The organism is Reyranella sp. (genome assembly GCF_965227665.1).
Classification (GTDB): domain Bacteria; phylum Pseudomonadota; class Alphaproteobacteria; order Reyranellales; family Reyranellaceae; genus Reyranella.
The window spans coordinates 5,388,843-5,410,643 of the sequence record NZ_OZ245767.1 but is presented as its reverse complement, the minus strand read 5'-3'; the positions used below and the strand labels follow the sequence as shown (position 1 = coordinate 5,410,643).

Here is a 21,801-nt window from a genome sequence, read left to right as displayed (position 1 = left end):
AGCAGGGATCGGGGAGGCATCCCTTTTCGCCGCCGAGCGTTGTATGGCTTGCGTGGCATGACATGTCTTAGACACGAGTTCCTGCGGTGGGCGCGCATATGTTGCCTCGCCGCCCTGACGTCGGCCGGCATCGCAAGCCTGTTTCCGCGCTTGGCTGAAGCGCGCACGGGAAAGATCGTGCTCGCGATCCAAGGCGACGACCGCATGTCGACCGACCTCAAGGAACTCTCTGAGGATTTCCAGAAGCAGCAGCCGCTGACGGGGGATGCGCTGGCCATTTTGCAGGGCGCCCAAGCCGTTGCCTCCCAGTTCAATACCGCGCTGCGATCACGCGGCTTCTACGACGCGACGATCAACGCGACGATCGACGGAAAGCCGATCGCCGATGCTTCCGCCCTCGCGGCTCTGGAGGCGCGGCCTGACGCCGACGAGGCGACGGTCGACATCGCGGTCGATACGGGACCGCGCTTCCGGATCGGTTCGATCGCCATCCGTCCGCCCGGCGCGCAGCAGTCCCTGCCGGGGATCGACCGCGCGGAATTGGGCATCGCCCCCGGCGATCCGGCCGACGCCGCCGCGATCATCGCCGCCCAGAGCAAGCTGCTGGACGAATTGCGCAAGCAGGGCTACGCGCTCGCCGCCATCAAGGATCGCGAAGTCATCGTCGATCACGCCACGCGGGAAGCGGAGGTGACCTTCGTCGCGGAGCCCGGTCCACTCGCCAAAATGGGACCGGTCCGCTTTACCGGCACCGAGAAGGTCGATACGGCCTGGCTGCAGCGCCGCGTTCCGTTCAAGGAAGGCGACCCGTACTCGCCGGCCAAGGTCGAGGAGCTGCGCGGCAAGCTCACCTCTCTCGGTACCTTCAACGCCGTACGCCTGAAGCCCGCGACGGAACTCAACGCCGACGGCGAACTGCCGATCGAGGCGGAGCTGACGGACCGTCTCCCGCGCTCGATCGGTTTCGGAGTGAGCTACGAGACGCAACTCGGCTTCGCGGTCGAAGGATTCTGGGTTCACCGGAACCTGTTCGGCCAGGCCGAGAGTCTGCGACTGTCCGGCGAGGTCAATCACATTGGCCAGGGCTATGCGATCCTCGACACGGGCTTCGCTTTCCGTGCCGCGTTCCGCAAGCCCGACTGGTGGCTGCCAGGACAGGATCTGCGGCTGGAAGCGGCGGCGCTCAGAGAGGTGGTCCCCGCTTACACGAGAAAGGCCGCCACCTTTTATGGCGGATTCGACCGCATCTTCTCGCCGCGCTGGCAGGCTCGCATCGGATTGGCGGCCGAAATCTCCGACATCACCCGTGAGGGCGTGACGCAAAGCTATCGTCTGCTCGGTCTGCAAGGAACGGTGCTCTACAATCGCGCCAACAGCGATCTCGACCCGACAAGAGGCTACCGCGTCGAGTTCAATGTCCAACCCTGGATCGACACCGGTCCCGGCGGCGACTTCTTCACCATCCTGCGCCTGACGGGCCGACACTACTGGGACATTGCCGAACCCGGTCGCACCGTCCTGGCGACGCGGGCATCCTTCGGCACCGAACCCGCGAGCAGCATCGCCGGCATTCCGGCCGACAAACTCTTCTATGCCGGCGGCGGCGGCTCCGTTCGCGGCTTCGTCTACCAGACCGCCGGCCCCCTCGACGCCTACAACAACCCACTGGGTGGCGCGAGCGTGGTCGAGGCGAACGTGGAGTTGCGCCAGCGCATCGGGAAGGCGTTCGGCGCCGTGGCGTTCGTCGATGCCGGCAGCGCCTACCCCGACTACTTGCCGAACTTCTCGCAGTTGGCCCCCAGGGTCGGCGCCGGCGTCGGCATCCGCTACTACACCGACTTCGGACCGATCCGGGCCGATGTGGGCATACCGCTCAACCGCCGTCCAAGCGACGCGCCCTTCGGCCTCTATGTCAGCCTGGGGCAGGCCTTCTGATGCGCGCGCTTCGAATCGCGGCCTATGTACTGGTTTCCGTCGTCGTGGTGCTCGGCCTCGCTTTCGCGGCCATGCAGACCGCACCGGGAAAGCGGCTGCTCGCCGAGTTGGCCTCGAATCTGGCCTCCTCTCCCGACCAGCAGATCCGAATCAGCGGCCTCGACGGCTTCGTGCCGACCGATCTGCGGGTGGAGCGGATCGAAATCGCGGACCGCACGGGTCCGTGGCTACGGGTCGAGGACGCGCGCGTCTCCTGGTCCTTCGCATCGCTCCTGCAGCGCCGGCTGCGGATCGACCTTCTCTCTGCCGCGAAGATCGCCGTGCTGCGCGCGCCGCAGGAGAAGAAGAAGGAGAGCACACCCGACGCCGGTGGTTTCCGGCTGCCCGTCGACATCGACCTGCAGGCACTGCGCATCGACGACCTCCACCTGGCGGCCGCGCTTGGCGGAGTCGATTCTCATTGGAAGATCGGCGGCCAGGCCGCCGTGGCCCGCGACCTCGGGGAGATCAGCGCCAAGCTCGCGGCCGATCGTCTGGAAGGCCCCAAAGGCACCCTCACCGCCGATGTCCGCCTTGAACGCGCACCGCGCCGGATTGCCGCCGACATCACGCTCGACGAAGCATCCGGGGGCATCGTCGCCGCAATCATGCAGCGACCCGACCTGCCGGAAATCTCGCTGAAGCTCTCGGCGGCCGGCGATGAACGGAAAGGTTCGGCCGAACTGACGGCAAAGGCCGGCGATGCGACGACGGCAAAGGGCATTCTCCGCTGGATGCCTGACGGAAGCGAGACCGGTTTCCAGGCCGCTCTCGATGCCGGCCCCATCGACGTTCCGGCCGAGGGCGTGGCGTGGAAGGGTCTCCATATCGAGGCCGACGGCAAACTCACAGGCGCGGTGCGCGTGCGCGGCACTGTCCAGGATCTGAAGCTGGCGACGCTGGACCCTCGCCTACCGCAGCCGGGTACAGTCACGGTCGATGCCATGGTCGCCGATCTTTTCGCCGAAAAGATTGCCATCCGGTCGTTCGAGGTCGCCATGCCGCTGGTGCGCATCACGGGCGACGGCGACTACGCGCCTTCGGCGGACAGGGGCGAGCTGCGCGCCGCCGTCGATCTCCCCAGCCTCGAACCGCTTTCCGAGATGGCGGGGCGGGCGCTCTCGGGCAAGGCGCAAGTCGACGTAACGGCAGGGATCGACAAGGGCAACCTCTCCGCCCGCTGGCAGGGTCGTGTGGAGGGTTTCGGGGCTCCCGGCGTTCCGGGCAATCTGGTGGCCACGGTCGATCTGGCCGGAACGGCGGCCTTGGCGCCCGACGGAACCTGGACGATCCGCGACGCGAAGCTCGGCAGTGAGAGTGGCACGCTCACCGTGTCCGGCCGGGGGCGCGAACAGGCGGGCACGCTCGATCTCGACCTTGACCTGCCACGGCTGACGGCCTTCCGGACGGACGTCCAAGGCGCCGCGACCGCCAAGGCAACGATCGGGTTCGGCGGGCCCGAAACATCGCTCAATCTGAAGGTCGAGAGCCGCGACGTGGCCTTCCAGAGCATCGTCTCGCAGCGCCTGGCCCTGGATACGACGGTCTCGCTGGCCACCAGCGGCAGTCTCACCGGCTCTCTCAAGGCCGAGGGCGACGTGGCGGGTCAGCCCCTGTCGCTGGATGGGCGATTCGCGTACGACGCGACCGCAGGCCTGTCGGTTCCGAATGTCCAAGGGCGCTGGTCGACGGCCGTGCTCGACGCCACCAATCTTGTCATTGCCCAGACCAAGACGACGGGTCATGCGCGCCTCAGCATCGCCCAGCTAAAGGACATCGACGCCTTGGCCGCGCTGGGCCTGGCGGGGTCGCTGATCGCGGAAGTCACGGCCGATCCGAACGCACCCGAGGGCCGGCTCGACGTATCGGTGAGGGGCACCGACCTCGCCGGTCCGGGCGTGGGAGCCGGCACCCTCGAACTCAAGGGTCATATCGACGACCCGGCTGGCCGCGCCGGCACCGACCTCACCCTCGATGCCGGCCGCCTGCGGGGCGCCGGCGGTCTCTCCGCCCTGAAGGCGACGGCCAAGGGCGATCGCGCGACCGGCATCGACGTCACCCTGCAGGGATCGGGCCCGGACCTCTCAGCCGACCTGGCGGCGAGAGTGGAATTCCTGGCGACGGAAATCCGGGTGGCGCTGTCGCGATTTACCGGCCGATACCGGGACATCCCGCTAGGTCTTAATGCGCCGACGAAGGTTGCCGTGGCCGGTGCACGCATCGTGATCGATCCCACGAACCTGCGCGTCGGGGCCGGCCGGGTTGCCGTGCGGGGAGCGCTCGATCCCGCGGCAAGCGACCTTCAGACCGAGATCGCCGGGCTGCCGCTTGCCCTTCTGGATACCTTCGCACCCGGCGCGGGACTCGAAGGCACCCTCCAGGCCAAGGTCCGCGTGACCGGTGCGATGGCCTCGCCGAGGCTGGAGGCAACCTACAGTGCCGCAGGTATTCGTGTGCGGCGTCCCGATGCGGCGCTGATCCCGCCGCTGTCGCTCCAGGGGACCGGCTCCCTCGTGGGTCAGCAGGCCACCCTCGACGCACGGCTGACCGCCGGCGGCAACGCAAACTTGACAGTGAAAGGCAACGGGACGCTTCCCCGGGGCGGCGGGCCTGTCGCCGCCAGGATCGCCATTGGCGGTTCGATCGACATCGCCCCCTTCGCGCCCCTTCTCGGCAACGATATCCGCAACGTCGCCGGCCGCCTCCGGCCCAATCTCTCGGTGTCGGTCGACGGCACCCGGATCACCGGCACCGGCGCAATCGACTTCGAGGGCGGTGCCCTCGCCATGCCGGAAGCGGGCCTGAAACTGAGCGGCGGCCAGGGCCGCCTTGTCCTCGAGGGTGACACGCTGCAGGTGCAGCGGCTCACCTTCCAGGCGGGTACCGGTACCGTAAACGGCAGCGGCTCGATTCGGGTCGATGCCGAGCGCGGTCTGGTGCTCGATCTCGGCCTCACGACGCAGCGTGCCCTCCTGGTCAGCCGGCCCGACATGGTGGCAACGGTGTCGAGCACCCTGAAGATCACGGGCGCCACCTCTTCCGGGATCGAAGTCTCCGGACCGGTCACGATCGACCGCGCGGAGATTTCCGTTGGCGGCGGTCAGACCGCCTCCTTCCCGACCCTGGAGGTCCGAGAGATCAACAGGCCGGGCGCCCCAGCGGCCCCACAGGCGGCGCAGCGTCGCGCGCCGCCGAAGGCCCCGCCCCCGCCCGACGCCACACCGATCACGCTGGCGCTCGACGTACGGGCGCCGCAGGCGATCTTCGTGCGCGGCCGCGGCCTCGACGCCGAGATGAGCGGCCAGCTCACCGTCACCGGGAGCCCCAGCGCACCGGCCGTGATCGGCGGCTTCACCATGCGGCGCGGCACCTTCAGCCTGGGCAGCCGCCGGCTCACATTCTCCAAGGGTATCGTGACCCTGGACAATCTCAACACGATCGACCCGCGCCTCGACTTCCTCGCGAGCACGACGGCGAGCTCCTCCACCATCGGTGTGGCGATCACGGGAACGGCCCGCGAACCCAAGCTCGAGATCACCTCGACGCCGTCCATGCCGCCCGACGAGGCGATGGCCCTCCTCATCTTCGGCAAGCCCGCCTCCCAGCTCGGCGCGTCGGAACTGGTTCAGGTCGCCCAGGCGCTCGCCGAACTGGCCGGCCAGTCTCCGGGCGAGGGTGTCCTCAGCCGGCTGCGCAAGGGGCTCGGGCTCGATCAGCTCAGCATCGGATCCTCGTCGGCCAGAACAGGGGAACCCACGGGATCCGGGGCCAGCGGCGTGTCGCTCGAAGCCGGCCGCTACGTCGCGCCCGGCGTCTATGTCGGCGCGCGACAGGGGGCCGCCGGCAATTCCAGCCGCGGCGTGGTGCAGCTCGACGTGTTCGACAACATCAAGGTCGAGGGCGACATCGGCGCCAATTCCACAGGTCGAGTGGGGGTAAAGGCGGAGTGGGATTACTGATCCGGACGTCGGAAAGTTGTTTGTGCACGCCGGCGGAACTTCCACAGGGGTTGCACGTTTAAGCCCTCGGACGAACCCGCCGTGGGTTAGATCCGAAAATCGAGGGAAACCAATCCATGCTGAAAAAATTCCTGGTCGTCGCCGCGGCGACTTTCCTGTTGGGCGCTTGCGCGTCGGAGCCGCCTCCGCCGCCGCCTCCCCCGCCGCCGCCGCCGGTCCAGGCGCAGACCTTCATGGTCTTCTTCGATTGGGACCGCTCCAACCTGACCAGCCAGGCCGTCGACACGGTCCGTCAGGCAGCCCAGGCCTACAAGACCCGTGGCAGCGCCAACATCGTGGCGACCGGTCATACCGACACGTCGGGCTCGCCGCAGTACAATATGGCGCTGTCTCTCCGTCGCGCCAATTCGGTGAAGGAGCAGCTGGTCCGTGAGGGCGTGCCGGCGACCGCCATCACCGTCAACGGCCGTGGCGAGGAAGGTCTGCTCGTGCAGACCGGCGACAATGTCCGCGAGCCGCAGAACCGCCGCGTCGAGATCTCGGTGGGCGGCCAGACCACGGTCAGCACCGTGTTCTCCGATCCGCGCTCCTACTGCAAGGCGCTCAGCGACAAGTGGCGCCAGTATCGCACCTCGGTGATCGGCACGCCCGAGGCTGCCGCCATCGCGAAGTGTGAAGCGGGCGACTATGCCGGTGGCATCCCCACGCTCGAGGATGCGCTGATTTCCGCGAAGATCCCGCTGCCGGCCCCCGGCTATCGCTGGCCCGGCCGCCCGATCGGCCCGGCGTAAACCCGTCATCCAGACGCTAGAAGGCGGCCCCTCGCGGGGCCGCCTTTTTCGTTGTAGGCAGGGCCCATGATCGATGGCGACCTTGCCTCCTTCCTGGATTTCATTCGCCGGCATGGCGACGCCGTCTACAGTTTCCTCGCCCTCTATTCGATGGCCAACAGTCTCCTGCTGGCCCTTTTCGCGGGCTACGCCGCGCAGGCCGGGGCGCTCGGCTACGAGCAGGCGCTGGCGGCCTGCTGGGCCGGGACGTTCGCGGGCGACGCCCTGCGCTTCTGGGTCGGCCGGCGCTTCGGCACCCGCTGGCTGAGCCGCATTCCGCGCCTCCAGCGCGCGGTCGAGACGGCGGCCCGGCTGGCCGACCGCCACCATGTCTGGATGATCCTGATCCACCGCTATCCGCGCATCATCCGCAACGTCGCTGGCTTCGCCTATGGCGCGTCGAGCCTGAGCTGGCCGCGCTTCCTGGTGCTGAACTTCATCGCCGCGGGGCTGTGGGCCGGAATCGCCGTCTCCGCGGGATTTGGCTTCGGCTTCGTCTCGGAGAAGACCATGACCGATGCACTCTCGGCGTTCGGCATTGCCATGCTGGTGGCCTTCCTCGCCCTGGGCTGGTTCCTGACCCGACGTCTGGAGCGCGTGATGGAGCGCGACTAAGGCACGCCCGGACTGGCGACGCCCGGGACGCGATGGCATAAGCCGCGCCTACCCAACGCCGGACGCCATGATGAACCCATTCTGGAGCCAGATCGCGCGCGAACTGTCGCCCTATACGCCGGGCGAGCAGCCACGTATCGCCAACCTGGTGAAGCTGAACACCAACGAGAGCCCCTTCGGCCCTTCGCCCCGCGCCGAAGACGCGATGCGCGCGGAGGCGACGGAGTCGCTGCGGCTCTATCCCGACCCCGAGGCCGTGGAATTGCGTCAGGTGCTGGCCGAGCATCACGGCGTGCAGCCCGCTCAGGTGTTCGTCGGCAACGGCTCGGACGAGGTGCTGGCTCACGCCTTTGCCGGCCTGCTGAAGCAGCAGCAGCCGCTTCTCTGTCCCGACATCACCTACAGCTTCTATCCGGTGTGGGCCCAGCTCTTCGGCATCATCCTGGAGACCGTACCGCTCGACGACGCGATGGGCGTGCGCGTCGAGGACTATCGCCGTCAAGCCGGGGCGATTGTGATCGCCAATCCCAACGCTCCGACCGGTATCGCCCTGCCGCGCGCCACCATCGCCCGGCTGCTCGACGAGCATCGCGACATTCCCGTCGTGATCGACGAGGCCTATGTCGATTTCGGCGGCGAGAGCGCGGTGCCGCTGATCGCCGATCACCCCAACCTGCTCGTCGTACAGACCATGTCAAAGTCCCGCGGCCTGGCCGGCCTGCGCGTCGGCTATGCGCTGGGCGACGCCGGCCTGATCGAGGCGCTGCGCCGCGTGAAGGATTCCTTCAATTCCTATCCCCTGGGCCGCATCGCCCAGGCCGGCGCCGTGGCCTCGGTGCGCGACGATGCCTGGTTCCGCGAAAGTTGCAGCAGGATCGTGGCAACGCGCGAGGCCATGACACGCGAACTGACGGCGCTGGGTTTCGTGGTCCTGCCCTCCAGCGCCAACTTCGTCTTCGCCCGGCATCCTTCGCTGGGCGGCGCGGAATTCGCCGCTGCCCTGCGCGATCGGGCAATCCTCGTCCGGCACTTCGGCAAGCCCCGCTCCGCCCCCTATGTGCGCATCACCGTCGGCAAACCGGGCGACGTCGGGAAGCTGATCGCGGCTGCTTCGGATATCCTGCGGGGCCGCTAGCCGCCGGGCAACGACGCGGCGGGATGCAATGAGGATGCGAGAGATGATCATGCGACGTCGGGCCGTTCTCGCAGGGGCCTTGCTTGGCCTGTTCGGGCTCGCCGGCCCGATCCAGGCCGATGAACTGCGCGTGCTGGACTCCGCGCCCAAGGCGGACGCGGTGATCGGCGGCCGCAGCAGCGCCTTCTATGTCCGTTTCAACCGGCCCGTGGACCATGAGGATTCCCGCCTCGCCATCAAGCGGGACGGCCGGATCATCGAAGTCCTGCACCCTCGACTGGAGTCGGCGCCGGACGTGCTGTTCGCCCGCGCGCCCACCCTGCAGCCGGGCCGCTACAGTCTGCATTGGCTGGTTGGCGGCTCACCGCAGTTCGACGGCGAGATCCCCTTCACCGTCGGCAACGACTGAAGATCAGTCGAGCAGTTCTCGCAGGACGCGGCCGGTGGCTGTGATCGCGAGCAAGGTCGGCACCTTCACTTCGGCTTTCACCGCGGCCTTGGTCGCGGGCCCGTAGCTCATGCAGTCGAGCGCCACGAGGTCGGGCCTGGTCGACGCGAGCTTGCGGGCCACCACGGCAGCCTCTTCCGGCCCGGCACTCGGCACCAGCGCTTCGACGGTGACGGCGACGCCGTTGCGCGCCCACTTGGCGGCGAGCTTCTCGCCCTGCTCGGCGAACGGCACCAGCAGCCCGAGCCGTCCGCGCGGCAGCAGGCCTTCGGCAATGCCGCTCAGGACCCGCGACGGAAACAGCACGCCGGCATCGCCGTCCATCGCCGGAAACTCGCCCGTGCAGGCATAGACGATGGCGTCGCAGCCATCGGCGCGCAGCCTGGCCAGTGTATCGGGCGAACGGTCGATCACCGCCTGCTTGGAAATCTTCACGTCGCGGCCGCCACGCAGCCGCGTGTAAAGCGTGTCGGCACCGCTCAGCGGCGGTAGGGCATCGACCTCGGCGTCGCTGAGGCCATCAAGGGCGCCGCGCAGGATTACCTTCGTGCCAGCCGGCGCCTGGGCGGCGAACAGGTCGACGATGTCGTCGCGCGGCGCCTGGCCGATGGTGACGATGCCCAGGGTGCTCATGTTTCAGCCCTCCAATGCCACGGCGTCGCCGTCGCTCCAGGCGAGCCCCACCGGATCGCCCGGCGCCCGCGATGCCCGCTCGCCGGCATGCGTCTCGCGCACCAGCATCGACGGCCCGTTCGCGGGCTGAACGCGCAGCAAGGTCGAGCCGCCGAGATAATTCGAAGTCTCGACCGTGCCCGACAGGCGCGCGCCCTCGGCGGCCACGAGCCGGATCTTCTCCGGGCGCAGCGCACGAAGCCTGCCGCCCTCTTCGAGAATGTTGATCTCACCGATGAAGTCGGCGACGAAGCGCGTCCTCGGACGCTCGTAGATTTCGGTGGGTGTGCCCACCTGCTCGACCTTGCCGCCGTTCATCACGGCGATGCGGTCGCTCATGGCCAGAGCCTCTTCCTGGTCGTGGGTCACGAAGACCAGGGTGACGCCCAGCCGCTTCTGCAGCTCCTTGAGCTCGAACTGCATCTGCTGGCGCAGCTTGCGGTCGAGCGCGCCCAGCGGCTCGTCGCAGAGCAGCACCGGCGGCTCGACGACCAGCGCGCGCGCGAGCGCCACCCGCTGCTGCTGTCCGCCCGAGAGCTGGCCGGGCTTGCGCGTCTCGAAGCCGGTCAGCGCCACCTGCGCCAGCGCCGCCGCGACCCGCCGCTCGATCTCCGGCTTCGGGACGTCACGCATGCGCAGGCCGAAAGCCACGTTCTCGGCCACCGTCCGATGTGGAAACAGCGCATAGGACTGGAACACCATCCCCATGTCGCGCCGGTGCACCGGCAGGTCGGTGATATCCTTGCCGCCGACATGCACGCGGCCCGAATCGGGATGCTCGAAGCCCGCGATCATGCGCAGGCTCGTCGTCTTGCCGCAGCCCGACGGGCCCAGCAGCGAGAAGAACTCGCCGGCAGCGATATCGAGCGTGACGGAATCGACGGCCATCACGCGGCCGTCGAACGTCTTGGTCACCTGGTCGAGTTTGATGGCCGCGGAGGTCACGAGTGCATGCCGTCCGTCAGCCCTTCAGGATCTTGGTGACGCGGGCGTCGATGTCTTCGCGACGCGCATTGTACCATTTCCAGTCGGGCTGGATCAGGGTCGCCACCTTCTCGGGCGTGGTGAGGAGCTTGGCGTCGTACTTGGCGTCGAGCTTCACCTTCTTGTTGGCCGGCGAATACCACACGGCTTCGGCCAGCAGCTTCTGCACGTCCGGCCGCAGCATGTAGTCGATATAGGCGAAAGCCAGTTCCTTGACCTTGGAACCCGGTGTGACGTTCAGCACCTGCTCCAGCGCCAGCACGCCCTCGGAGGGGCTGGCGAAATCGACCGGCTGCATGTTCGGGCCTTCGTAGCGATAGACGCCCGAATCGTGGATGACGCCCATCGACACCTCGGCCGAGAGCAGCATCTTCTCCATCTGGCCCGTGAAGTCGACCAGCTTGATGGGCTTCAGCGCCTCGAGCGCCTTGTAGGCGGCGTCGAGGTCGGTAAGTCCCTTGCCGTAGACCTTCCCCAGCATCATGAGGTGCGCCTGCCCGAGGCTGTTCACCGGAATGAGATAGCCGCCGCGCGAACCGGCCAGCTTGGGATCCGCGAGGTCCTTCCACGACGTCGGCTTGGCGAGGCCCTTGTCGGTGCGGTAGCCCAGGCCGATGGCGCTGGTGAAGATCGTGACACCCACGATCTTGTCGCTCACCGCATAGGGATAGACGTCGGCGATGTTGGGGACTTCCTTGGCGGTGATCTTGTCCATCACCAGCCCCTCGACGACGGCGTTCCACTGCTCGTTCGAGTTGGCGTGCAGCACGTCGTAGATCGGGTCGTTCTTCGGGCTGACCTGCAGCTTGGGCAGGAACGGGAAGGCCTGGTCGGCCGACACCGTGCACTTGAACTCCTTCTCGAAGGCCGGCAGCACCGTGGCCTTCATCACCTCGCCCCACTTGCCGCCCCAGGTCGTGATCTTGAGCGTCTTGGTCTGGGCATGGAGGATCGACGGTGCACCGACCGCGGCCAGGGCCGTGAGACCCGCACCGGCACGCAACGCTTTGCGACGTGAAATCATGGCAACCCCCTGTTCGTTCCCATTAGAGCTTAACGTAGGCCTTGAGGCCGATCAGCCTCTCCAGCACCAGAACCACAGACAACGCCAGCAAGATCGAGACCATCGAAGCGGCCGCAATGGCGCCGTCGAGGTCGAATTTCATGTAGTTGAACAGCACCACCGGCAGGGTCTCGCCTTTGGGCACCACCAGGAACAGCGAGACCGGGAACTGGTCGAACGACACGATGAAGGCGAAGACGCCGCCGGCGAACACACCCGGCCGGATCAGCGGCAGGGTGACCTCGAAGAAGACCCGCGTCGGGCTGGCGCCCAGCACGGCGGCGGCCTCCTCGATGCGGCGGTCGAAATTGTGCAGGACCGCCAAGGTCGTGCGGATGACATAAGGCACCGCGACGAGCGTATGGGCCGCGATCAGGCCCCAGACCGGGCGGCCGATCCCCGACAGGAGATAGGCCTGGAACAGCGCGAGGCCCGTCAGGATCGCCGGCACCATCAGCGGCGACATGAAGAAGGCCGTCAGGACCGCGCGTCCCGGCAGGTTGCCCCGCGACAGGGCGAGCGCGCAGGCGGCGCCGATCACGATCGAGAGCACCAGGACCACGGAGGCCACCCACAAGGACAGCCAGAGCGCGTTCATGAACTCCGAGCTGCCGAAGAACTTCTCGAACCAGCGCAAGCTGACGCCGACCGGCGGGAAGGAGATGTACGGCGTGGGGTTGAGCGCGAAGACCAGCACGATGGCAATGGGCAACAGCAGGAACGCGAGCAGGAGCGCGTTGAGCGCCAGATAGGCGGCGCGGCCCAGGTCGAACGGCCGGCGGTTGGGAGCGGCGCTCATGCCATGCCCTGCCCGCCCGCCAGCCGCGCCAGGATGCGGTTGTAGGCCACGACGATGGCCAGCGAGACCAGCAGCAGGATGACGCCGAGCGCACCCGCAAAGTTCGGGTTGAAGCTGGTGCCGACCTGTTGGGCGATCAGCATCGGCAGGGTCAGCACGTCGGTGCCGCCCATCAGCGAGGGCGTGACATAGGCGCTGATCGACAGCGCAAAGACCAGCAGCGAGCCTGCAAGAATGCCGGGCAGGCTGAGCGGCAGGGTCACCTCGACGAAGGCGCGCAGGCGGCCGGCACCGAGGCTGCGCGCCGCCTGCTCCAGCCGCTCGTCGATGCGGCCGATCACGCCTGTCAAGGTCAGGACCATGAACGGCACATAGATGTGGACCAGTGCCACGATGGTACCGAACTCGTTGTACATCAGCGGCAGCGGCTTCTCGATCAGGCCCCACTGCATCAGGGTCGTATTGATCACGCCCTTGTCCTGCAGGATCGTCATCCAGGCGAAGGTGCGAACGACGATGCCGGTCAGCATCGGTGCGATCACCGCCATCAGCACCAGCGCGTGCCCCAGCCGCGACTGCATGCGCGCCATCCAGTGCGCCAGCGGATAGCCGATCAGCAGCGAGACGATCGTCGTGATCAGGCCGATCCGCAGCGTCGACCACAAGGCCTCGTGGAAGATGCCGGCCGTGTCGAAGATGAAGCGCTCATAGTGCCGCGTGGTCAGAAAGGCATTCGGGTTGGTGACGGGATTGCCCGAATAGAACGACATCGCCGTCATCACGGCGAACGGCAGCACGAAGAACAGGACGAACAGCAGCCCGGCCGGGGCGATCAGCCAGGCGATCGGTGATGGGCGGGCGGCGGTCGTCATGTCGGCACGATCACGCCGTGGCCGCGACGTCGCCTACCACCCGGACGCGCACGCGCACCGAGTTGCCGGGCAGATAGGCAAGCGGCATGTCCTCGCTCTCGATCGTGTGCAGGGTCGCGCGATCGGCGCCGGCCGCGACGGCGCGGTCGTTGGCGATGTGCTGCGCCGCTTCGATCGCCTCGACCCGGGTCATGTCCTTGAAGATCTGGTCGCATTCGCCCGAGACCTGCGCGATGGCCGCGCCCACGGCGTTGGCGCAGTCGCCATGCTCGACATGGATGACCTGCGAAACGCCCGCCATCTTGTCGGGGATCAGGAAGGCCCCGCCCCCGACGGCGATCAGCGGCACGTCGCCCGCCTCGGTCTTCATGCGATCGACCGCCTCCTCGGCAAGGCGCGCCGCCTCGGAGAAGACTTTCGCGCAGGTCGCAGCGTCGAGATGGGCGACCTTCGTCCTGTCCCCGAGATCGAGAATGCCGGCGGCGATCGCCACGTCGGTGGTGGTGAGCTGCGTGCCGCCAAAGGAGATGGCGTCGGTCAGGAGGCGATAGCCCACCGAGACCGGCCCGATGGAGAGCGGATCGAGCACCACATGACTGCCGCCGCCCAGGCCGATCGACAGAAGGTCGGGCATGCGGAACAGCGTGCGGACGCCGCCGACCTTGACCACCGAATTGGCTTCACGCGGAAAGCCGAGCTTGAGCTGGCCCACGTCGGTCGTGGTGCCGCCGACGTCGATCACCATCGCGTCGCTGAGCCCCGACAGGTAGGCCGCGCCGCGCATGGAGTTCGTGGCGCCCGAGGCGAAGCTGTAGACCGGCAGGCGCCGCGCCTGGCTCGCTTCCGCCACGGTGCCGTCGTTCTGGGTGATGAACAACGGCGCATCGATGCCGGAATCGCGGATCGCCTTCTCGAAGGCCGCGATCGTGTCGCGCGACAGGTCGGCCAGGGCCGCATTCAGCAGCCCGGCATTCTCGCGCTCGAGCAGGCCGATGCGGCCGAGATCGGACGAACAGGTGATCGCCGCATCCGGAATCACCGAGGCCACCAGCTCGGCCGCGCGCTTCTCGTGGCTGGGATCGAGCGGCGAGAAGACCGACGAGATACCGACCGAGCGCAGGCCGGCCGCCTTCATCTCCTGCGCCGCCTTCAGGACGGCGGCCTCGTCGAGCGGCATGAACGGGCGGCCGTCATATTCGTGGCCGCCTTCGACCATCCAGACCCCGCCGCGCACCAGCTCGCCGAGATCCTCGGGCCAGTCGCAGAACGGCGGCAAGGAAGCGCCCGACGGCAGACCGAGCCGCAGCGCGGCCACCTTGGTGAGATGCCGCCGCTGCACCACGGCATTGATGAAATGCGTGGTGCCGATCATGACGCCATCGACCTTCCGGGGCTTGCCGTCGGCGCCCTTCAGCACGCCAGTCGCGGCAAGCTTCTTCAGCGAGTCGAGGATGCCCGTCGTCACATCCTGGCTGGTCGGCGCCTTCACCGCCCCGGACACCCTGCCCTCTTCGATGAGGACGGCGTCGGTGTTGGTGCCACCGACATCGATACCGATTCGTCTCATGACGCGAACACGCTCCTGAAGTCGAGATCATAGCCAAAGGCCCGCGGACCGACATGCGCCAGCCCTTCGGGTGTGAGAAAGATGTCGGGGCCGGGCAAGGCGATCACGGTGACCCTCTGGCCGTAACGGACCGTTTCCGTTCCGACCGCCTCACCCGACACCGAGTCGAGGACACAGATGAGGTCCGGTGTCATGGCGAGCGGCGCGCCGTCCAGCGAGGCCACGATCCATTCGTTCTGGAAGTTGATGCGAAGGGCCGATCCGCGCCAGTCGTCCATACCTTCGAGCCGCGCGACACCGCGCAGGAAGCCTTCGGTCGCCCGCCGTTCGACGTCGACGATCTTTCCCTTGTAGAGCAGACGGCCCGGTTCGACGGAGAGGATGGCCCCCACCGGATCGTCGTGAGTCCGCTGCGCCTCGCGCACGGCACTGCCGATGGCGATCGCCTTGGTGGTGGTGCCATGAATGCCCCACTTCTTGACCTCGGCACCGGTACGGGGCGGCTGGCAGGTCGGGGCCGTCGAGCCGTATTCGACGCAGATCTTGCGCACGATCCGCTCCGCCCATTTCCACGACGGCACGGTATCGACGATCGATTCGAGGCCGCGCACGTCGACCGCCGTGAGGGGACAGGGCTTGAGGCCGCCCACTGCCACCGAGGTCATCTGGGCCTCGGGATAGGCGCGCCCCATCGTGTCCGAATCCACGACCGGAACGCCAAGATGGGCCGCGACCATGAGCGGCCGCACGCCGTTGCCGCCGCCGATTTCCATCCCCATCACCGCATCGAACCGCCGGTTCGTGTGACGCTCCATGAGGCGCGCGGCGCGGGCGATGGTCTCATGGTCGGTCAGCCGCTCGATGCCGACGAGCGGCGCTCCCATGTTGGCGATGACGCCGACCCAGTCGTCGTCGCCAAGGTCCGACGCCGGCATGAGCTGCACCCGCCGGCCCTCGCGATAGAGCACCCGCATGTTGAGCAGCGACAGATAGGGATTGCCGCCGCCGCCGGTGCCCAGGACCCAGGCGCCAACGGCCAGCGATTCGATATCGTCCTCGGTGATGTCCCGCCGACTCACCCGAAGACGCTCTTGAACTCGATGTCGTAGCTGAATGCCCTCGGTCCCACGTGCTGCAGGCCCTTGGGGCTGAGGAAGACCGGCGGCGGCGGCAGCGCGATCACGGTCACGCGCTGGCCGTAACGGATGGTCTCGGTGCCGACCGCCTCGCCCGAAACGGAATCCAGCACGCAGATCAGGTCGGGCGACATGGCAATGGGCTTGCCGTCGAGCCACGCCACGATCCACTCGTTCTGGAAGTTGATCTCCATGGCCGAGCCGCGCCATTCGTCCATGCCGTCGAAGCGGGTGCGGCCCCGCAGGAAGCCCTCGGTCGCGCGCCGCTCCACGTCGACCACCTTGCCCTTGTAGAGGACCTTGCCCGGCTCGACGGAAAGGATCGCCGCAATCGGGTCCTCATGCCGGCGCTGGGCTTCGCGCACGGCATGGCCGATGGCGATCGCCTTGGTCGTGGTCCCGTGGATGCCCCACTGCTTCACCTCGGCGCCGGTCCGCGGCGCCTTGCAGGTCGAGGCGATGGATCCGTACTCGACGCAGATCTTGCGGCTGACCCGCTCCATCCACTTCCAGGTCGGCACCTTCTCGACGACCGACTCCAGACCGCGCACGTCGACGGTGGTCAGCGGACAGGGTTCGAGGTCGCCAACCGCGACCGACGTCATCTGCGCCTCCGGGTAGGCACGGCCCATCATGTCGGCATCGATCACCGGGCGCTTCAGGTGCGCCGCCGCCATCAGCGGCTGGATCGAATTGCCGCCGCCGATCTCGAGCGCCATGATTCCGCGGAAGCGGTAGCGCGTGTGGCGCTCCATGAGGTCGACGGCGCGCGCGATGGTGCGGCTGTCTGTGAGCCGCTCCTGCCCGACCAGCGGGGCGCCCATGTTGGAAACCGCGGCGACCCAGTCGTCATCCGCGAGTTCGGACGCCGGCATGAGCTGGACCCGATAGCCCTCCTTGTAGAGGGCCCGCATGTTGAGCAGGCCGAGATAGGGGCTGCCGCCGCCGCCGGTCCCGAGGACCCAGGCACCGACAGCCAGCGATTCGATGTCGTCGAGAGTGATGTCGGTCAGGGGCATGGGCATGTGCCTCGGGCGTGTACGCTCTTTTCGGGACGGACGAGGGCCGCCGGAGCGAGCCCCTGCAAGATCGGGACCATCGAAGCGGCGCGCTTCGTCGCGCGATGAGTCCCAGCCTGCATGACATGTTGCCTCGTGTTGAGGCATGTCTATGGATTGGACAGGCAAGCATCAATACGTGCGAACACGTACGGGGAGAAACAGGTGGGGATCAGGCGCACACCGCGCATTGCCGTGATCACGATGGGCCACGCGCCGCGCCCCGACGTGATGCAGGAAATAGGCCCCCTGCTCGGCGAAGCCGAATACGATGAGTTCGGAGCCCTCGACAACGATCCCGAGTCGACGATCGTGCGAATGGCACCGCGCGGCGACGAGCTGAGCTACCTGACGCAGCTCCGTGACGGCCGGCACGTCATCCTCGAAGCCGGCTTCGTGACGAGCCGCACCGAGACACTGGTCGCGGCGCTCGATGGTCGCAACTATGACCTTCTCATCCTGGCGATGACCGGCATGCGCGCGCGGCTAGCGACGCGCACCCCGCTCGTCCACGGGCAGGACGCGCTCGATGCCTGGATTTCCGCGCTGGTCGCCAGCAATTCGCGGATCGGCATCATATTCCCCCTGGCGAGCCAGCAGTCGGCCGCCAGCGAAAGCGACTACGGCACCATGCTGAAGAGTTCTCTCGCGACCATCGGCAGCAGTCAGAGTTCCGACCTCACGCAGGCCATCGACCGGGTCTCCGGCGCCGACCTGATCGTGATGAACTCGGTCGGCTATACCGGCGAGATGGCCCGCCAGGTCGCGCGCACCAGCGGCAAGCCGGTCGTCACCGCCTGTCGCATCATCGGGAGTACGGCGCGCCTGCGCCTGTCGGAGATCGCCGGCAAGCCGCTCGATCTGCAGGCCACGACCTATACCGGCGCTGAACTGCTGCGGCGACTTCCGCAGCCCGCCCTCGAAACGCTCACACGACGCGAGACGGAGGTGCTTGTCCAGGTGCTCGAAGGCGCCGCCAACAAGTCCATCGCGCGGACGCTGGGTATCAGCCACCGCACCGTCGAGATCCATCGCGCCCGTGCGATGCTGAAACTGGGCGCGACGTCGACTCCCGAGCTCATCCGGCGCGCCTTGAGGCAGCCGGAGCGCTGAGGTCCGGCGGCGGGCCTCACGGCGCGAGCGGCGGCAGGGCGGCGCGGATCGACTCGCTCGAGATCTGCATGAAGCCGGAGAACGGCTCGACCATCTCGAGGATGAGGAGCAGAGCTGCCGACGCCGAAAGGGCCACCAGCACGAGCGCCACGGCCGATGTCGGATTGACCGGCGAGAACAGGCAATAGCTGGCGAACAACACGGTGAGCCAGAACATCAGGACGATGAGGGTCGGTGTGGGCAACCCGGACCTCGACTGTTCGAACAGAGCGAGCCTGGCCTGCGACGTCGAGACCGCCAGCTGCAGGGCCTCCCCAACGAGGGCCGATTTCGCAGGGGTTCCGATGGGCAGAGCGTGAAGGCCTGAATAGAGCCTCGACGCCAGCGTGCCGCTGCCATACAGCCCGGCACTATCCCTCGCCTCCGGGTCACCCCAGATCCTGTCGATCATCTGGTCGACAGCTTCCCGCAGCAGGGAGCGGAGCGGCTTGGCTTCCGGACCATATTGATCGAGCACCGCGTCGAGCAGGATGAGGTTGGCGGCAATCTGGCGGACTTCGCCACGCTGGGCCTCGTAGCTGCTGCTTGCCGAGTTGATGAGGAGGCCGAGGACCAACGCCGCGATCGTCCCCACGAGGCCGGCCCCCAGTCGCACGATGTCCCGCGCATGGTCGTCGAGATGATGGTCGGGCAGGAGCCGGCGCAGCAATACGCCGATGGCCGCGCCAAGGAGCATGACCCCGCAGGCCGCGAGCGAGATCCAGATGGAGTGCACGAAATCGACCTTTCCTTGGACCGCCGGGCACTGGCGGTCAGCGGAATTCTAGCACTCCTGCGAAACGGGCACGGCTTGCTTTTTGCAGGGGTTCCGGCGCGCATGTTAGCGTTCGCGTAGCGTAGTCGGAGGACATCGATGCAGCCATCCATCCAGCCCGTCAGTGGGCAACCCGTCGCCCCGCCGCTGATCGGCGGCGAGATTCCGCTGATCGATGTCTCGGCCTATCTTGCAGGGGTTCCCGGCGCGGCGGAAAAGGCCGCGGCCGAGCTGCGCTACGCCTTCGAGAATGTCGGCTTCTATTATCTCGCCGGCCATGGCGTCCCGCGGAAGCTGATCGACGACACCTATGAAGCAGCCGCGCGGTTTCACGCCCAGCCGATGGAGGCCAAGCTCGCGCTCAAGGTCGACGAGCACAATATCGGCTACATGCCGATCGCCGAGAAGGCGCCGCCCAATGCCGCCGCGCAGGGCAAGAAGCCCAGCCAGAACGAGGCCTATTTCCTGCGCCGCGAGCGCGACGCCAGCGATCCCGACGTGATTTCGGGCCGCCGCTTCCATGCACCGAACAAGTGGCCGGCCGACCTGCCGGGCTTCCGCGACACGACGCTCAAATACATCGCGACGCTCGAGAAGCTCTGCCAGAAGCTGGTGAAACTCTACGCGCTGGCGCTCGATCTCCCCGAGACGTACTTCGATGCGTGCTTCGCCAAGCCGCACATGATCCTGCGCATGTCGCGCTATCCGCAGATCGACGGCGCCGACGAGAGCGTCGAGAGCCTGGTCCCGCACACCGACTCAGGCTTCATGACCCTGCTGCCGCCCAACAAGGTGCAGGGACTGTCGATCCTGCTGCCCGACGGGCGCTGGATGGACGCGCCCGGCATCGAGGATGCCTACGTCGTGAATGGCGGCGACATCCTCCATCGCTGGAGCAACGAGCGCTTCCTGTCGACGCCGCACCGGGTGCGCAACGTCTCGGGACAACTCCGCTACGCCATTCCGTTCTTCTGCGATCCCGACCATGACACGATGATCGAGTGCCTGCCGTCCTGCCAATCGGCGGAGAAGCCGGCCAAGTATCCACCGATCAAGTTCGGCGATTATGCGCTGTGGTTCGCCGCCCAGCGCTACGGCCACATGTCGAAGGTCCAGGCCCCGTCCGAGACCGAGATCGCGCCGGGCGAGCGCGCAACCTCCCGCTGGCAGGCCTGAACCGATGCGCCTTCGTGACTTGCTGGCGACCGGCTCCGCCGCCGCCCTTCTCGTTGCCTCGCCTGCCTTCGCCCAGACGAAGACCATCAAGGCGGTGATGCACTCGGACCTCAAGGTCCTCGACCCCGTCTGGACGACCGCCAACATCGTGCGCAACCACGGCTACATGGTGTGGGACACGCTGTTCGCGATGGACGAGAAGCTGCAGCCGCAGCCGCAGATGGTCGACACCTGGACCCTGAGCGACGACAAGCTCACCTACACCTTCACGCTGCGCGACGGGCTGAAATGGCATGACGGCAAGCCGGTCACGCCGGAGGACTGCATCGCCTCGCTGAAGCGTTGGGGCGCTCGCGATTCGACGGGCGTGAAAATGCTGGGCTTCGTCTCGTCGTTCGAGCCGGTGAACGACAAGACGTTCAGGATCGTGCTGAAGGAACCCTACGGGCTGTTGATCGATTCGCTGGCCAAGCCGGGCGGTTCGACGCCGCTGATGATGCCCAAGCGCATCGCCGACACCGATCCCGCCAAGCAGATTTCCGAATTCATCGGCTCCGGGCCGTTCATCTTCAAGGCCGACGAGTGGAAGCCCGGCGACAAGACCGTCTATGTGAAGAACCCCGAGTACAAGCCGCGCCCTGAGCCCGCGTCGGGCCTGGCCGGCGGCAAGGTCGCGAAGGTCGATCGAGTCGAGTGGCTCGCCATTCCCGACCATCAGACCGCGGTGAACGCGCTGCTGGCCGGCGAGATCGACTATATCGAGGCGCCGCCGCACGACCTGAAGCCGCTGCTTCTGGCCGACAAGAACATCAGGCTCGAAGTCTACAACACGATCGGCGCCCAGTACGTCTTCCGCTGGAACACCGTCGTCCCGCCCTTCGACAACGAGAAGGTGCGGCGCGCCGCGGAATATGCCTTCGACCAGAAGGCCTTCCTTCAGGGCGTGATCGGCGACGACAAGTATTACCAGACCTGCGACGCCATGTTCGTCTGCGGGACGCCGCTCGAGTCCAACGCCGGCATGGACGGTCTGGTGCGCGGCAACTTCGCCAAGTCGAAGGAGCTGCTCAAGGAGGCGGGCTACGACGGCACGCCGATCGTGATGCTGCACACCACCGACATCGCCGTGCTGACCAATGCCGGTCCGATCGCCAAGGACCTGCTCGAAAAGGGCGGCTTCAAGGTCCAGATGGTGCCGCTCGACTTCCAGGCCATCGTGGCACGGCGCCTGCGCAAGACGCCGCCGCAGGATGGCGGCTGGAACGGCTTCATGACCGCCTGGCTGTCGGTCGACATGATGAACCCGCTGACCAACAGCATGCTCACCGCCTCGTGCGACAAGGCCAACTTCGGCTGGCCCTGCGACGCCGAGGTCGAGCGGCTGCGCGATGCCTTCGCGCGGGCACCCGATCTCGAGAACCGCAAGAAGATCGCGGCGGAGCTGCAGGCACGGGCCATCACCTACGGGACGCACGTTCCGCTCGGCCAGTACACGCTGCCGACGGCGACGCGCTCGGACCGACTGAGCGGTATCGTGACCAGCCCGGTTCCGGTATTCTGGAACATCGAGAAGAAGGGCAACTGAC

The 21,801-nt window shown here is 67.2% G+C and carries 18 protein-coding genes; 9 read left to right on the top strand and 9 right to left on the bottom strand.

Annotated features, from left to right (window positions below; all coding sequences use genetic code 11):
- Nucleotides 1-57 precede the first annotated feature (57 nt).
- The 6 genes from ACO07I_RS26140 (at nt 58) to ACO07I_RS26115 (ending at nt 8,922) form a co-directional block, all read left to right on the top strand.
- Complete coding sequence (locus ACO07I_RS26140) at nt 58-1,935, top strand: autotransporter assembly complex protein TamA (RefSeq protein WP_422018383.1); 1,878 nt, start codon at nt 58-60, stop codon at nt 1,933-1,935.
- Nucleotides 1,935-5,933, top strand: a complete 3,999-nt coding sequence (locus ACO07I_RS26135) for a translocation/assembly module TamB domain-containing protein (RefSeq protein ID WP_422012671.1) — start codon at nt 1,935-1,937, stop codon at nt 5,931-5,933. Before ACO07I_RS26140 ends, ACO07I_RS26135 begins: the two co-directional genes overlap by 1 nt.
- 116 nt (nt 5,934-6,049) lie before the next feature.
- Nucleotides 6,050-6,724, top strand: a complete 675-nt coding sequence (locus tag ACO07I_RS26130; RefSeq protein ID WP_422012669.1) for an OmpA family protein — start codon at nt 6,050-6,052, stop codon at nt 6,722-6,724.
- A 66-nt stretch (nt 6,725-6,790) separates the two neighbouring features.
- Entirely contained in the window at nt 6,791-7,378 is a 588-nt protein-coding gene (locus ACO07I_RS26125) for a DedA family protein (RefSeq protein WP_422012667.1), read from the top strand.
- A 70-nt stretch (nt 7,379-7,448) separates the two neighbouring features.
- Nucleotides 7,449-8,513, top strand: a complete 1,065-nt coding sequence (gene hisC / locus ACO07I_RS26120) for a histidinol-phosphate transaminase (RefSeq protein ID WP_422012665.1) — start codon at nt 7,449-7,451, stop codon at nt 8,511-8,513.
- Nucleotides 8,514-8,556: 43 nt separating this feature from the next.
- Nucleotides 8,557-8,922, top strand: coding sequence for a hypothetical protein (locus tag ACO07I_RS26115; protein ID WP_422012663.1), 366 nt, complete (start codon nt 8,557-8,559; stop codon nt 8,920-8,922).
- 3 nt (nt 8,923-8,925) lie between these two features.
- Here ACO07I_RS26115 and ACO07I_RS26110 read toward each other — a convergent pair whose 3' ends face one another.
- The 8 genes from ACO07I_RS26110 to ACO07I_RS26075 all read right to left on the bottom strand — a co-directional run bounded on the left by ACO07I_RS26110 (nt 8,926) and on the right by ACO07I_RS26075 (nt 17,073).
- The gene (locus ACO07I_RS26110) at nt 8,926-9,594 is read right to left on the bottom strand and encodes an AroM family protein (protein ID WP_422012661.1); all 669 of its coding nucleotides are present in this window, start codon (nt 9,592-9,594) and stop codon (nt 8,926-8,928) included.
- A 3-nt stretch (nt 9,595-9,597) separates the two neighbouring features.
- A complete protein-coding gene (locus ACO07I_RS26105) occupies nt 9,598-10,521 on the bottom strand; it encodes an ABC transporter ATP-binding protein (protein WP_422018382.1) in 924 nt (307 codons plus the stop codon).
- A gap of 73 nt (nt 10,522-10,594) precedes the next feature.
- Nucleotides 10,595-11,641 (bottom strand): extracellular solute-binding protein, encoded by a 1,047-nt coding sequence (locus ACO07I_RS26100; RefSeq protein WP_422012659.1) that lies wholly within the window; start codon nt 11,639-11,641, stop codon nt 10,595-10,597.
- 22 nt (nt 11,642-11,663) lie between these two features.
- Nucleotides 11,664-12,479 carry an ABC transporter permease gene (locus ACO07I_RS26095; RefSeq protein WP_422012657.1) on the bottom strand — a complete coding sequence of 272 codons (816 nt, stop codon included), beginning with the start codon at nt 12,477-12,479 and terminating at the stop codon, nt 11,664-11,666.
- Nucleotides 12,476-13,351, bottom strand: coding sequence for an ABC transporter permease (locus ACO07I_RS26090; RefSeq protein WP_422012655.1), 876 nt, complete (start codon nt 13,349-13,351; stop codon nt 12,476-12,478). Before ACO07I_RS26090 ends, ACO07I_RS26095 begins: the two co-directional genes overlap by 4 nt.
- A 10-nt stretch (nt 13,352-13,361) precedes the next feature.
- Nucleotides 13,362-14,918, bottom strand: coding sequence for a hydantoinase/oxoprolinase N-terminal domain-containing protein (locus ACO07I_RS26085; protein WP_422012653.1), 1,557 nt, complete (start codon nt 14,916-14,918; stop codon nt 13,362-13,364).
- On the bottom strand, nt 14,915-15,997 hold the full coding sequence (locus ACO07I_RS26080) for a DUF917 domain-containing protein (RefSeq protein ID WP_422012651.1): 1,083 nt from the start codon (nt 15,995-15,997) through the stop codon (nt 14,915-14,917). The genes ACO07I_RS26085 and ACO07I_RS26080 overlap by 4 nt, the downstream gene beginning before the upstream one ends.
- Nucleotides 15,994-17,073, bottom strand: coding sequence for a DUF917 domain-containing protein (locus ACO07I_RS26075; protein ID WP_422012649.1), 1,080 nt, complete (start codon nt 17,071-17,073; stop codon nt 15,994-15,996). The genes ACO07I_RS26080 and ACO07I_RS26075 overlap by 4 nt, the downstream gene beginning before the upstream one ends.
- Nucleotides 17,074-17,277: 204 nt before the next feature.
- Here ACO07I_RS26075 and ACO07I_RS26070 point away from each other — a divergent pair, with 204 nt between their 5' ends.
- Entirely contained in the window at nt 17,278-18,225 is a 948-nt protein-coding gene (locus ACO07I_RS26070; RefSeq protein WP_422012647.1) for an AroM family protein, read from the top strand.
- Nucleotides 18,226-18,241: 16 nt separating this feature from the next.
- Here ACO07I_RS26070 and ACO07I_RS26065 read toward each other — a convergent pair whose 3' ends face one another.
- A complete protein-coding gene (locus ACO07I_RS26065; RefSeq protein WP_422012645.1) occupies nt 18,242-19,000 on the bottom strand; it encodes a hypothetical protein in 759 nt (252 codons plus the stop codon).
- Between the two features lie 138 nt (nt 19,001-19,138).
- On the opposite strand from ACO07I_RS26065, the gene ACO07I_RS26060 reads away from it, so the two are divergent.
- The gene (locus tag ACO07I_RS26060) at nt 19,139-20,215 is read left to right on the top strand and encodes an isopenicillin N synthase family dioxygenase (protein ID WP_422012643.1); all 1,077 of its coding nucleotides are present in this window, start codon (nt 19,139-19,141) and stop codon (nt 20,213-20,215) included.
- 4 nt (nt 20,216-20,219) lie between these two features.
- A complete protein-coding gene (locus ACO07I_RS26055) occupies nt 20,220-21,800 on the top strand; it encodes an ABC transporter substrate-binding protein (RefSeq protein ID WP_422012641.1) in 1,581 nt (526 codons plus the stop codon).
- Nucleotide 21,801 lies beyond the last annotated feature (1 nt).